Raw genomic sequence first — 14381 nt, forward strand, 5'->3', positions numbered from 1 at the left:
GCGGAGCAAATGAAATGCAAACTAAAAAAAAATTTAAATTCAGTATAGTAGCAACAGCCTTAAGCTTAGGTTTAACGGCTTGTGGTGGTGATATCAACTTAACTTCTGATGTCGATAATTCAGTAGGTGATACTATTATTGAAAACCCAGCGCCAGTAACACCAGGCCCTGGTGATGGTAAGTCTTTACCGGGTAAAGCCAACACCACTTTAAGTGCAGAAGTATCAGCTAGTCTTGGTTTTGATGTACAAGTACAAGTGTTAGACAGCATTATTAATGAAAGTACCACCTTGGTGGCAAACTTTGATGGTAAGCCGGTTATGTACGCAATTAGTGGTGCTTTGGAAGTGGGTGGTGTTGCTGTACAAGCTTCTCAATCACGAAGCACTGACAATCAAAAAGCCAAAACACGTAATCCAGATACTGATGTTGTGCTTACCATCGAGCCAGGCGCGGTACTGTTTGGTCAATCAGGTAATGACTACATTGTTGTTCATCGTGATGCTCAAATAATGGCAGAGGGTAGTAAAACTAAGCCAATTATTTTGACATCTATTCAAGATGTTAAAGGCGAAGCGACAACCGCAGGACAATGGGGTGGTTTAGTTATTTTAGGTAATGCGCCATCAAACAAATGTCCAACTGATGGCAGTGATTGTGCACTACAAGTTGAAGGTGTGGCCGAAGGGGCAGTATTTGGTGGTACTGATTGGCAAGATAATTCAGGTATTTTAAAATATGTAGTTGTTAAGTACGCTGGGTTTGAAATTGCTCCAGATAATGAATTAAACGGCATTACTTTTGGTGGTGTTGGCTCTGGCACTGTCGTTGATTATATCCAAGTTCATGCTAATGCTGATGATGGTGTTGAGTTCTTTGGTGGTGCAGTAAATGCTAAACATTTAGTGTTAACGGGCAACAGAGATGACAGTGTTGATTGGGATAACGGCTTTAAAGGTAAACTTCAACATATCTATATTGAGCATGCGAAAAATGCAGGTGAAGCAAACCGCGCTATAGAAGGTGATAACGACGGTTCAAGCCCTGATAAAGAGCCACAATCAAACCCGACCATCGCCAACATGACCATTATCGGCAATAATTTTGATACCGCAGATAAAGACTCTGAAGGTATTTATTTACGTGAAGGCACAGCCGCTAAAATCTTTAATACTCTTATTACTGGTCCAAGTGAAATGGGCGAGTGCTTTGAGCTTGAAGGCGGTGCAACTTCATCAGTAACCGTTGATAATGCTAATAACGGTAAAATTGTTATGCAAAATGTAGTGATGGCTTGTAATAACAATGAAAACTTCAAAGATGCTAAAGCCGAAGATAAATCAGTGTTACTTGATTTAGCAACTTGGTTTACAACAGAGCCATCAAACAGCATCAGCAATTCAATTCTTATTGGTGAAACGGGTATACCTGATAGTGGTTCGCCATTAATTGCTGATAATGCTGGACAAGATGTTGCCACTACCCAGGATGCTTGGTTTGACAGTGTTGATTATATTGGCGCATTCGACGGCTCTGATGCTACTAACAATGATTGGCGACAAGGTTGGGCATTTGGCTTTGGTGGTGGTGTTGTTACCGCCCCAGCAGAAACACAAGGTTGTCCAACAGGTACTAGCGCCATTTCACCCGCTGATGGTGTAACCACAACATGTCAACTATCAGGCACCATCACCACTAATTTAACCTTAACGGCAAATAACTTGTATGCCTTAAGTGGTCCAGTATTTATTGGTGATGATAAAACCAATAGTGCCACGTTAAACATTGAAGCAGGCACCACTATATTTGGTCGCTCAGGTGGTGATTACCTCGTTGTTAGTCGTGATTCAAAAATTGAAGCCAATGGTAGTGCCAGCGCGCCAATTACTTTTACTTCCAGTGAAGATATCACCGGCGGTGAGACTACTGCAGGTCAATGGGGCGGTATTGTGCTGTTAGGCAATGCTCAGTCAAACAAATGTCCAACGGATGGCAGTGACTGTGCTTTACAAGTAGAGGGGGTGCAAGAAGGAGCGGTATTTGGCGGCACTAATGATAGCGATAGTTCAGGCACTCTACGTTATGTCGTCGTTAAACATGCGGGTTATGAAATTGCCCCGGATAACGAGCTAAATGGTATTACTTTTGGCGGTGTCGGCTCAGGTACAAAAGTAGAATATATTCAAGTACATGAAAATGCTGATGATGGTATTGAGTTCTTCGGCGGTACAGTAAATGCCAAGTATGTGGTATTGACCTCTAACCAAGATGATAGCGTTGATTGGGATAACGGTTACCGTGGCAACTTGCAATATGTATTAGTGAAACATGCACCAGATAATAGTGCAGCTAACCGTGGCATTGAAGGTGATAACGACGGCTCTATGCCAAACAAGTTACCACAATCTAACCCTACCATTGCCAACATGACTATCATAGGTAACGCCTTTGATACCGCGGATAAAGATTCTGAAGGTATTTATTTACGTGAAGGCACTAAGGCACAATTACATAACTTTGTCGTTACCAATGCTGCTGGCGAGTGTTTAGAAATTGAAGGTGGCGCAACGAGTTCCGTTACTGCTGAGCAAGCAATCGCCGGTGAAACGGTTATTTCAAACTCAGTATTCGCTTGTAGTGAGAACTTTAAAAGTGCTAAAGCAGAAGATACATCAGTGCTGTTAAATACCGAGGATTGGGCATTGAATCAAAACCCTAGCTTGAATGTTAATAATAGCACTGCTGCTGATATAGCTGCGGTACTGAACGGAATTTTCACTATCGATGCTACCCCAGCGAAAGATTTTACCGGTCACGCATTTTTCGAAAGTGCCACACACATAGGTGCAGTCTCAGCAGAGAATAACTGGACGGCTAACTGGACTGTTGGTTTAGAAGATTAATAAGCGATAAAACTCAATGCTGTAGTTGCTCTAAGAACAATTAGCGACTACAGCATTTTAATTTATCTCGCATGTTAGTTTCTACCGCAAATTAATTATATAGAAAGCACAGGTCATTCTGGTTATTTCTAGTCCTGATTCTAGGGTCATTAAACTAGGCTCCTAGCCCTCGCGAATGACTAGGTTGCAGCGGGTTGTTTTTTCTTTTCCCGGTAAAGAAGTTTCAAGAGGTTTTCAATGAAAACAAAATTCAAATACTCCATGCTCACTCTGGCACTGGCCGCTAGCTGTGGTTTATCAAACGCTTATGCTGAGTCAGCGCAACAAGATAATGTTGATGAGCAGGCGATGGAAGAAGTGATTGTCAAAGCAAGTCGCTTAAAAGGTACCGCTAGTGCAGTCATGCAAGAGCGAAAAAACCAAGCTTTTATTGCTGATATCCTTGGTGCGGAGCAAATATCACGTACCGGTGACTCTGATGCCGCTGCGGCATTACGCCGAGTAACGGGTATCACTTTGGTTGATGGCAAGTACATTTATGTGCGTGGTTTAGGTGAGCGGTTTTCTAGTACGCAACTTAATGGTGCCGCAGTACCGAGCCCAGATCCAACACGTACAGTGATCCCGCTGGATTTATTTCCCGCATCTATTATAGAGTCATTGTCAGTACAAAAATCGTATTCTGCTAACATGCCAGCGCATTTTGCTGGCGGTAATGTTGATATACGTCTAAAAACAATTCCAACGGATTTTGTTTTTACCATGCAAGGCAAGTTGGGTGGTAACAGCAATAATTTTGATGATGGCTTAAGTTATAACGGCGGTGAAGATGATTGGTATGGCATGGATGATGGTACCCGTGCTGCGCCACAAGCACTGCAAAAATTATGGCAAAGTCGTACTTCTTTAAATGACTTGTCACAGCAAGAAAATCGTGAAATTGCTGCACAGTTGAACCGTGACTATGACCCACAAGCTACCAGTATTAATCCTAATACCGGCTTTGATGTCACCTTAGGTAATCGTTTTGATTTTGACGACTTCCGCTTAGGTTTCTTAACCGCTGTTTCGTATGATAATAAATGGCAAGTATCAGAAGAGTATGAAGGGCAGGACTTTACCTTCCAAGAAGGTAGGGAAGGCGAGGGGGATAGCTGGTCTATGGTACGTGGTTTTGATGATATTCACTCTACTGAACATACAGTACGGTTTTCAGCCATGTTCAATGTTGGCTTAGAGTTTCAACGTGATCACCGCATTGATTTCAGTTCGTTAATTTTGCACGACACCCGAGATGAAATACGCGATAAACTCGGCAATAACAGTAATAACACCATTAGTGATGGGGTAAGAATACGTGATAGTGAAGTTATTTATGAAGAGCGAGAAATGATCGCCAATCAAATTAGAGGCACACATAACTTCGCTGGACTTTGGAACTTAGGTGCAGATTGGTTTTACTCTGATGCCCGTTCGAACCGTTATGCTCCTGGCAATATATCAACCCGCTATATCATTGCCGACGGCTCTAATAGCCAAGCAGAAGATGGTATCTTTGACCCCATCAATGAAAGCTCACTACGCAACGCGAAAAAAGCTTCTCGTTATAGCTTTCAAGACTTAGATGATAAGGTTGAAAACTATGGTTTTAGCTTTTCTTTACCGGTTAACTTTAGTAATGTCGAATTAGAGATCAAAGCCGGCGGTAATTTTATCGAAAAGACCCGTGATGCTATGGCAAGACGTATAGATATCAACACGCTTGCCTTTGACAATTTAGACTTTAGTGGATATCAAATGGCTGTCATTTTAAATGATGATGTCATGCTAAATCAGCCGTTAACAGCGAATGAACTAATTCTTAATGATACCTCTATTGATGGTGATGATTACTACTCGGCTCAGTTGGTAGATGCTTACTTTATTGATAGTGACTTTTTCATTGCACAAAAGTGGAGAGTAAACTTAGGGCTACGTTATGAAGATTTTCGTCAAGTTGTTGCACCATTAGATCCCGCAACAGGTCAATTCGATTTACCTGCACAGCCTACAACAGATGATTTAGCTGCACTTGCGTTTAAAGAGGATGATGTTTTTGGCGCATTAGCGCTCACTTATTTGCTCAATAATGAAATGCAGTTTCGTGCTTCCTATGCACAAACCACCATCCGTCCCGATATTCGAGAGGTAGCGCCAGCTACTTATATTGACCCTTTGACCGGTTTTCCGATTGGTGGTACGCCAAGCGTAAATAGTACCGCCATTGATAATTATGATTTGCGTTGGGAATGGTACTTACCTACAGGTGATAACCTTTCGTTTGGTTTATTCTACAAGGATATGGACCAACCTATAGAAGCAGTACAATCACCGGCACAAGATGGCCCACCCTTAATCAGAATTGCCAATGCAGAAGACGGTTATGTTTATGGACTTGAAGTAGAGTTTTTAAAAGACTTTGCCTTCTTGGGGGACTTTGCCGGTATGCATGGCGGAGACTTCTTCTTATCTAGTAATTTTACGATAAGTGAGTCAGAGATAAACATAGATACTCAAAAAGTGGTTGAGCAAACGGGGGTTTCTACCACTATTACTAACCCTACACGTGCCATGACCGGACATTCACCTTGGGTGGTTAATATGAACTTAGGTTGGGATGCACCTAATGGCAATCACAGTGCAACACTTGCTTATAACGTATTTGCTGAGCGTATAATCATACCGGGAATAGATGGTAAGGATGATGCGTATGAGCAACCATTCCATTCCCTTGATATGGTCTATACCTACTATCCAACATACTCATCAACGTTGAAATTTAAGGTACAAAATATCTTAAATCAAGATAAGGAACTTGAGTTTGAAGACACGTTAATGCGCAGTGAAACTCGAGGGGTATCTTTTGAAGTCGCCTTGAAATGGGATTTTTAGCAAAATTAATCGTTTGTAATTTTAATTATATACGCAGTATGGTTTTCGAAAACTATACTGCGTTTTTACTTTGTTAATCAAATTGAAATACGCACAAATTTTTTACTAAATTTTCAGTAAACCCGTTCAGTTTTTACCACATTACTGACCTAAATTAGTCCCCAAGGTTGGGCACATTTATGTTCACTTAGATACGAAACCGGACGTTAGCTTTGGCTTACCTAGCGTCAAGTGAGCCGACTAAGCTGCCTTGAATCCTATAATGAAGTTGTTCTAATATTTCATGTAAAGACTTGAATAATTAAAATTCAATCTTTAATAAAAACACCGAAACCGGACATTCGATTAACATCAATTTACGTGATTTTTTGTGCATTAAATATTTAATAGTTCTATGGCTATGTATGGTCTTTGCAACGCTAGCAACTAGTCTAGAGTTACAGTAACTATTAAGGAGACCAGACTTAGTTTCAATAATAAGTATGAGTGAATATTCCAATGTTAAATAAATCTTTACAAGATTTATTTATTCTGTAAATATAATTCAAGGTAATTATTTGAGAATTGATTCTAAAAGAATTCACTTCTGGTATCGTACCAAAAGGAATAGAGGGTAACCTCGAACAATAAAAAATGGAGAAAATAATGGATAGTAGTATTTTTGATGTAGAACAACTAGACACACGTTTAGAGATGCAGATCATTAGCACCGCAGTAACTGATGCGCAAATATTGGAACCATGCGAAGATGGTATTCAACCAAATTCATGTAGTAACCCATATTAAGTAATACTTATAATTTCATAGAGGCTTAGGCCTCTTTTATTAATTAAAATCGGAAATATACAGGAAATGGAATTTCCAATAAAATTTTCAAAATTTTCACTTTCAGTCTCTAATGAGGCTGAACGATATCTACTAAAAATAAATGGTAGTTATAGTGAAATATCCCCCGAATTAAACCTATTCCTAGAAAAAGTCCAATCGCACTCCAATACAGCAGATGAATTTGATCTATATTGTAAAAACAACGGGTTAATTTCCAAAAGTGTTATCGAAGGTTTGCATAAACTAAGTTTACTTGGTGATGGGGTCGATAATAAAAAGCATGGTCTTGAAGGTTTTATTTTTACTTTAGAGCTATTGAGTAGTAAGTCAGTAACAACATTATCGAAACCCTTTACAATTCTCTTTACAAAAACACAACTTATCATTTTAGCTGTTTTACTATTTTATTGTTTTGGCATATATGGTGAAGAAATTAGAGTAATAGAGTTTAATCAATTTCTTTTTTTAAGTGACCCAATACTTATTTTACTATTATATTTTTTGAGTGTGATATTTCACGAAATTGGTCATGCTAGTGCGCTGACAAAATACACCGGTAAGGCAGGTGAAATTGGTTTCGGATTGTATTATATATTTCCCATTCTGTATGCTGATGTAAATGAAAGTTGGAAACTAACTAAATCTGAACGTGCATGGGTTTCATTTGGTGGTGTATTTTTCCAATTAATATTTCTGTTGGTAGTCATCTCTTATGGAATTGTGTTTGAAAGTGCTACGGCAATATCAGCTAGTAATCTAATTACAATATCAATTATATTTACTTTAAATCCTTTGTTTAAGTTTGATGGATACTGGATTTTGTGCGATGTACTTGATGTTAATAACCTTCATAGTTATGTGGCTAGAGGTCTGTTTTCGTTTAGGTCAGTAGGTGTGAGGAATATTGTATTTGCATATTGCTATATCGCTATAGCTGTTCTTTACATTTTACTAATAGCCAGCTTCTTCAATAATCAACTCAACCTACTTAAGAGCCTTTATGATGGAGTTAATTCGGAAATAACTATTATGACGTTACTTGGTGGAGTGTTAGGGCTTATCTTAATGTTATTTATGGTTGTCGGCATATTAAGGATCACAATGCGAACCATTCATTTAGTCAGTAACTCATATAGGAATAGGGAGCTTTATAATGGCAAATCAAGGTGATTTTAATTATGTTTTATCAAAGGTTCTTAAGAAGGAAACTAGTGTTAAGTTTAAGTTAAAGAACTGTGTAAATAGGTGGTTGCGGAACATAACAAAAACTTATGATCGAATTGATACCTTTAATGGAAACCATAATGTTCTTTTTTTTGAATCATTTAATCAGACAGACAATGATATATTCTATAAATATGTAAAAGATAATACTGATTATAAAATTTGTAAACTAGGAGCAAGTAATAAATTAAGTAATAATACTCAATGCACATACCTTGAGTTTAAAGCTAAGTGGAAAGAAGTAGAAAAGACTATTTTTATTTATACCCCTGATACAGATGTAGAACCTGCTAACTTTAATGTAAATACATCAGTATTAACGCTAGATTATGAGTTACCCCTTACAATTTTTGCATTGCTAAAAAATTCAGAGAATATTATCAGTTATATCAAAATGGATGATTATGCAATTAGTTCGTGCTTTGCAGATATGAACTCAAGGGAAGGTAAAGTCAAAATAGTGAATGACATTACTACAATCATTACTGAGTATATAAAGAGTAGCAAAAATGATACGAGTCTCGAAAATATATCGAGGTATTTTCCCTTTTATTCAATTCCAATGAAGATAAAGAAAGAAGCCCTAAAAAAACTGATCTTACGCCATCAAAAAGAGAAAGTTGTATGAAAGCTGCGTTGTATGTTATTTCGATATTTGCCTGGATAATGGGTTATTATAAGTACATTATTTCAGTAAATAAGACCGTAATTAAATATAACCTGACTTACTTCTTCGGCTATAGCAATAATAAGGCTGAAATCGACACAATAAAGCACTTCATAACCTTTTCTAGAGGTCAACTTTTACAGCGGTGGTATGGAAAATTATCGCCAAAGTCTCGAATCAAGTTCATAACGGAATTTGTAGATTACAAAATACACCCACAGGCCTTGTTACTTGCAAAAAGTAACGAAGGGGCAATAATAATAACACCTCACCAATCCATACAATCAATTGCTGCTATTGGTTTAAGCAATTTTTTAACCGCCAATAAAAGTAAATTAGGTACTTTCTTTGATTCTAAAGATGTTAATTCAGGAAACGCTAAACACTTAGAAGTATTTGATAGCGATGAAGAAGATATATTAATTTTTCATAACAACACTAGAGATCTAGTTAAATCCATTAGATCTTTAAGAAATGGTATGTGGTTATCAATGTACCCAGACATATTTCAGTACAGTAGTGCTTTTATAGCTGTACCTATGTTCAATAAAATAATGGCAGGCATGTCAGGAATAGAGTATATGGTTTCAAAAACAGGGGCTGCTGTAGTCTCAGGTGTTGCCGACTTTAAAAATGGAAGGCTTGAAATTAAAATTCACGAGCCCATAAGACCTGAACTCCTAAAATCAGACGCTGTTTCCAAACTTGTGTACACACGTTTAGAAAAATGTATAAGAGAGCAACCATATAACTGGCAATACTTATCACAAATGAAGCAATATCTCATAGTGGATCATCCTATTGAGACAGTAGTTACAATCAAAACTGAAGATATGAACAGTCCCATTGCAACAGTATAATTCTTTAATTGAACACATGATAAAAAACATGTGACATGGTCTGCTACATACTTTAAATTTAGATCACGAGATTAGAGGTTTCTATGGCACTTTGAGGGCGAAAGCGCATTAGATTTATTACTCTAATTTTATGTGGGCTCTAGTTGATTCTATTGTCCGATTTTGAGATTGGGTAGATATTTGTACGAAAAATATTGAATAAGATTTTAGGTGTAAATTAATAGACATATTTAAATTATATGTGGCAGTTTTAGGCTAACAAGTTTCAAGTACAGGTATAAACCTAATGTCAGCTTATGGCTATCAGTTGACCTAAAGAACAACCAGCAGATAACGTCAACTAAGCGCACAAAGTGATCATTATAAGCTTCAGTGATTGAGATTTTTTAGCAATTTCAGTAAGAATATTTAATACTTGATATGGAACTTAATTACTCTCCGATAATTATAATTACTGCACGGACTAATCTTTATTTTTTTGCTGTGGGAATCGTTACTATGGCATCAACACCAGTCGCATTTTTATTATTAATTAATTCAACGATACCATAGTGAAAGTGTGCAATTAGCTGAGCAATGTAAAGGCCTAAACCTAAATGGGGCTGCTGACTTTGCTTATTCTTGCGTACTGATACCATAGAATCAAACAAACGATCTTGCATCGCTGTAGGTAATAATTCACCTATATTGCCAATGGTTAAAATAAAGAGATCATTTTTACGTATTAGTTTTATATCTATATTGGTATTTATCGTAGAAAACTCTACTGCATTGGCCAGTAATTTATCTAAAAGTTGGGCAAGTAGTTCGGGCCCACCATTAACCTGGTTTTCTTTATTGCTTACGCTATCGTCAAATGCATCGATTGAAAGCGTAAAAGCTTGCTGAGGTTGAGTTAATTGGTAACCTTGCACGCATCCCGAAACAACTTCGTCTATGGCATAACTTACCCGCTCGGTATTTTGTAAACTTTGCTCTAAGCGAGTGGCTTCGCTCATTAACGTTAAAATGGTAGATAAGCGATTAACGCCTTCTTTTGCTCTATGCATGTAGACGTTATCTTGGCTGGCGGGTAAATCAAGTTCTAACGATTCGAGAGACGATTTTACCACGGCTACGGGCGTTCTTAATTCATGGGATAAACTTGCCGACATGCCTTGAAGGTATTGTGTATATTGGCTTAAGCGTTGAACCATTAAAGCGAAACTACGCTGTAAATCACCAACTTCATCAGATGCCTTGCTTATTGCTATGGGGTTAATTATTTTACCTTGTTCATCAATCGCTTGTTCTGTTTGGTTACGCAATGCTCGAATTCGATTTGAGGTGCGAGATGCAAACACAAACAGGGCAAAGGTACCCAATCCCATTACCGCTAAAATAACGTTAAACCAACTTTGTAACGCTTGATTTCTTAAGGTTCTAATACCATTAGTGGTTTCTTCAGCAATGACCGCGCCTTTTACTTCGCCATCACTGTATATTGGATAAGCAGCAGATAAAATAACGGCTTTATTATCTGTTGTTAAACGCCAAGTTGCGCCGTGTTTACCATTTAATGCCTTTGTTAGATGACTACCTTGTAAGTGAGCTACGTCATATAGTTGATCATTAAAATCTTTGGGTGGTGTCGTTAAAATTTTGTCATATATTGCTAATAATTGCTGTTGAAATGGCCGGTACCAAGTGTCTTTAAGAGCAGGCTTGGTCATTTTTCCCCAAACACCGACTGAATTTTTAATATCACCGGCTTTTGCTAATACTCGACCATGCTTGTCGACTACCCATATTCGAGATTCACTATGATCTAAACCTTTTAAAATACGTTCAATTTCAGGGGAAGGTAATAAAACTGTGCCTAATTGATCTGCTTGCTTAAATGGTGACGTACCTAAGGTGATTTTTTGATCTTTGCGGTGTTGATCAATGTCACTAATCGCAAAACTTAATTGGCTTCCTAATAAGGTTAATGGCAGTCGTAATTCAATAGTGTAGCCTTGCTCTGTTTCAATCCATACTCCCTGAATTCTGGGCTCTGGAGCTAAAGGTTTATTATCGAAGGAACTGTCTTGCGAGCTGTTTGTTGAAGTGTTGGATAAGCCTGTGGATGCATTAAGATCAATCTCATAAGCGGTTACCCAGCCAGGCGCTTTGGTTGAGATAATATAGCGACGAAAATCACCTTCAGGGGTAATGAATGCAATTTGTAATAAGTCATTTCTATCTATTTTTAAACTGTTTTCAGCTCTATAAACAACGCTGTCGTCTGTTACTGAAAAATAGGCGTAAAGATGATCACGGTATTTACCCACCATATGTTGAAAAGAGATACTTTGTGGTTGATAAATATCATGTCCTTCAATTAAATAATCTTGTTGGTAATTTAATGATCGCTGTTGATTATGCCAATCATCTAATTTTCCGTCGAGTTGGATAGGATCAACAATAGGGTAGGCGTATAAATCTCGGCCTTTTTGTACTGACGGTAAGAAACTGGCTTGTCGATTAAATAACTTTGGCCGTTCATGAAGAGCCGTTGCGACTGCACGAACTGTACCCATTAAGGTTTTTTCTTGGCCAACACGTAAATATTTTTCCATTTCCCATACGTATTGATAACCTAATAATGGGATCGCGAATAAAAAGAGAGAAAGCAAAAATAACTTTATTCTTAAACCGAAGCGAAAGGAGAAGCGATTAAATTTCATTATTAGTCCGCTTGATGCTCAGATAAATTATCCTCTTTCCATCGATAACCCATGCCGTAAACTGCATCGATACAGTCAAAATTATTATCTAATAAGATGAATTTTTTACGAATACGCTTGATGTGAGAGGTAATAGTGCTGTCATCAACAAACACTTTGGCATCTTCCATCAGTTGCTGGCGGCTTTTTACATGCCCAGGCACTCTAATTAAAGAGTGCACTAACCAAAACTCGGTTACGGTAAGCTCAATTAACTGCTGTTGCCAATGAACTAACATGCGCTCTAAACATAAAGTGAGTGAGCCACAAATAATATTGTCTTCATTGCTTGTGGGTTTATGAATTGCTTCAATTCGTCTAAACAGCGCAGCAATTCGGGCGAGCATATGCGGTAAGCTAATATCTTTAGTTAAATAATCATCTGCGCCCATTCTTAAACCACTGACGGTATCAAAGTCATTATCACGGGCCGTTAGAAAAATAATAGGTAATGAACTTGATAATTGACGCAATGCTTGGCACAAGGTAAATCCACCATCGATCTCATCTTCTAAACCAATATCAATTATTGCCAAATCAGGTAACTTCTCTGTTAAAGCTTGCTGGGCTTGCTTGCGATTACTGTAAGCTTGTACTTTATAACCTTGCTTTTCTAAAAGCTCAGTATAATTTTTTCTGATGGAAATATCGTCTTCAACGATAGCAATACTTCGGCTCATTGAGCGTCCTTTTAACGACATTGTTTAGTGTGAAAAATTAGTGGCAGCGTTTATGACGTTATTTATATGCAGAGATAAATGATGTCATTAAACTATTGTTCAACATTATCTACCATAAAATCCAACATAAATAGAGTCAAACGGTGATTGCCCTTTTTTCGCCACAATTGCTCATTACATTGCCATTATTCAACCCCTCTTTTGCCCTTTCATTGTTGTTTAATAGATCCCGTAAGCAACATTAACCAATCTTAAAAATAGTAAATGACTTTAAGACATATTAAATAAATTATTGAGGGTACAACTATGAAAAAACAACTAATCGCCACAAGCATTATTTTAACACTGGCAATGACTCCTGCTATGGCTTCATCAACGACGAGTAAAAATGATATTAGCAGTGACAATAGCAATGAAATAATTGGACTAAGCACAGGTGCTGTAATTGGTGGCTTGATTGCCGGTCCTGTTGGTTTAATCGTTGCCGGTACTATAGGCTTATTTATTGGCCATTCTCAGGAACAAAAAGATCAAATAGAACTCGCAGAGATACATTTAGTCAAAAACAAAATGGCAATGCAATCGCTGAGTAATGACAAGCAGAGCTTGGAAGAACGTCTGGCGCAAAGTGAGAAAACTCAACAGCTGTTAACACAGGAGTTAGCGTTGACAGAAAAAACATTAAACCATGCTGATAAATTAGAGCAACTTAAGTTAAACCTTCGCTTTGAAGTAGACTCAGCACAAGTTGAATCTTTCTACACTGCCCAAATTGAGCATTTAGCTATGATGATGCAAGATAACCCTGAGTTGACGGTGCACCTGTCAGGTTATTCCGATCCAAGTGGCAGCGAAGCAAGTAACTTAAAACTATCTCAAGCAAGAATTGAGTCGGTGAAAACAATGCTTGTTAACCTAGGTGTTGATGAACAGTATATTAACACTGAAGCATTTGGTGAAAGTCAGTCTATGCAAGCTAACCGTACTACAAGTAGTAACTTCAATGAGCGTCGTGTTGATGTGCAATTATTTGCCCAAGAGCAAGTTATTGTCTCTGAGCAGGACGTAGCTCAAAATCATATGACTTCTTCTGAGCAGAAAGTAGCAAAGCAGAAAGTACTAGAGCAGAAAGTATCTGCGGCTGAAGTAACAACACCTGAAGTAACAACACAGCAAGTCATTATACCAAAGCAAGTGCTTGCACAAACGCAAACATTAGCTGATATAAATTAAGCTTTCAGCCCCTCCCAACTTTGGTCGAGCTATCATTAACTCCCTTTATTTTTTACTGATGGTTGCTCGACATTTTTCATTCTATTTTTATTTTTTCAGCTATAGCTCCGATTATAACTCTGCTTATGATTCTTGGTATTAGTAGCAATGCCTATGCAGTTGAAAACAAAAATAAGAGCGTAGATTCAAATAGTAAGGGTTACAAGCAAGTTAACCTTGAAGAGGTAGGTACTGGCACATTGCTTTTTAAGTAAAATAACAGCAAATAATTTTTACAAGCACTTCAGCTCAAAGGCCAAGTTGAGATA

At 37.8% G+C, this 14381-nt stretch carries 9 protein-coding genes; 7 read left to right on the forward strand and 2 right to left on the reverse strand.

Annotated features, from left to right (window positions below; all coding sequences use genetic code 11):
* Positions 1 to 14: 14 nt before the first annotated feature.
* The 6 genes from GAB14E_RS03250 (at position 15) to GAB14E_RS03230 (ending at position 9413) form a co-directional block, all read left to right on the forward strand.
* On the forward strand, positions 15 to 2903 hold the full coding sequence (locus tag GAB14E_RS03250; protein WP_033084031.1) for a hypothetical protein: 2889 nt from the start codon (positions 15 to 17) through the stop codon (positions 2901 to 2903).
* A 237-nt stretch (positions 2904 to 3140) separates the two neighbouring features.
* The gene (locus tag GAB14E_RS03245) at positions 3141 to 5834 is read left to right on the forward strand and encodes a TonB-dependent receptor domain-containing protein (RefSeq protein ID WP_033084032.1); all 2694 of its coding nucleotides are present in this window, start codon (positions 3141 to 3143) and stop codon (positions 5832 to 5834) included.
* Positions 5835 to 6479: 645 nt separating this feature from the next.
* The gene (locus GAB14E_RS24945; protein ID WP_156115787.1) at positions 6480 to 6620 is read left to right on the forward strand and encodes a hypothetical protein; all 141 of its coding nucleotides are present in this window, start codon (positions 6480 to 6482) and stop codon (positions 6618 to 6620) included.
* A gap of 66 nt (positions 6621 to 6686) precedes the next feature.
* Positions 6687 to 7832 carry a zinc metalloprotease gene (locus tag GAB14E_RS03240; RefSeq protein ID WP_033084033.1) on the forward strand — a complete coding sequence of 382 codons (1146 nt, stop codon included), beginning with the start codon at positions 6687 to 6689 and terminating at the stop codon, positions 7830 to 7832.
* Entirely contained in the window at positions 7816 to 8514 is a 699-nt protein-coding gene (locus tag GAB14E_RS03235; protein ID WP_033084034.1) for a hypothetical protein, read from the forward strand. Before GAB14E_RS03240 ends, GAB14E_RS03235 begins: the two co-directional genes overlap by 17 nt.
* Complete coding sequence (locus GAB14E_RS03230) at positions 8511 to 9413, forward strand: LpxL/LpxP family acyltransferase (RefSeq protein ID WP_033084035.1); 903 nt, start codon at positions 8511 to 8513, stop codon at positions 9411 to 9413. The genes GAB14E_RS03235 and GAB14E_RS03230 overlap by 4 nt, the downstream gene beginning before the upstream one ends.
* 470 nt (positions 9414 to 9883) lie before the next feature.
* Here GAB14E_RS03230 and pdsS read toward each other — a convergent pair whose 3' ends face one another.
* A complete protein-coding gene (pdsS, locus tag GAB14E_RS03225) occupies positions 9884 to 12121 on the reverse strand; it encodes a proteobacterial dedicated sortase system histidine kinase (RefSeq protein WP_033084036.1) in 2238 nt (745 codons plus the stop codon).
* A gap of 2 nt (positions 12122 to 12123) precedes the next feature.
* Positions 12124 to 12840 (reverse strand): proteobacterial dedicated sortase system response regulator, encoded by a 717-nt coding sequence (gene pdsR, locus GAB14E_RS03220; protein ID WP_033084037.1) that lies wholly within the window; start codon positions 12838 to 12840, stop codon positions 12124 to 12126.
* Positions 12841 to 13146: 306 nt separating this feature from the next.
* Here pdsR and pdsO point away from each other — a divergent pair, with 306 nt between their 5' ends.
* Positions 13147 to 14073 carry a sortase-associated OmpA-like protein PdsO gene (gene pdsO, locus GAB14E_RS03215; protein ID WP_033084038.1) on the forward strand — a complete coding sequence of 309 codons (927 nt, stop codon included), beginning with the start codon at positions 13147 to 13149 and terminating at the stop codon, positions 14071 to 14073.
* Positions 14074 to 14381: the final 308 nt, after the last annotated feature.

Source organism: Colwellia psychrerythraea, from assembly GCF_000764185.1.
Lineage (GTDB): Bacteria > Pseudomonadota > Gammaproteobacteria > Enterobacterales > Alteromonadaceae > Colwellia > Colwellia psychrerythraea_B.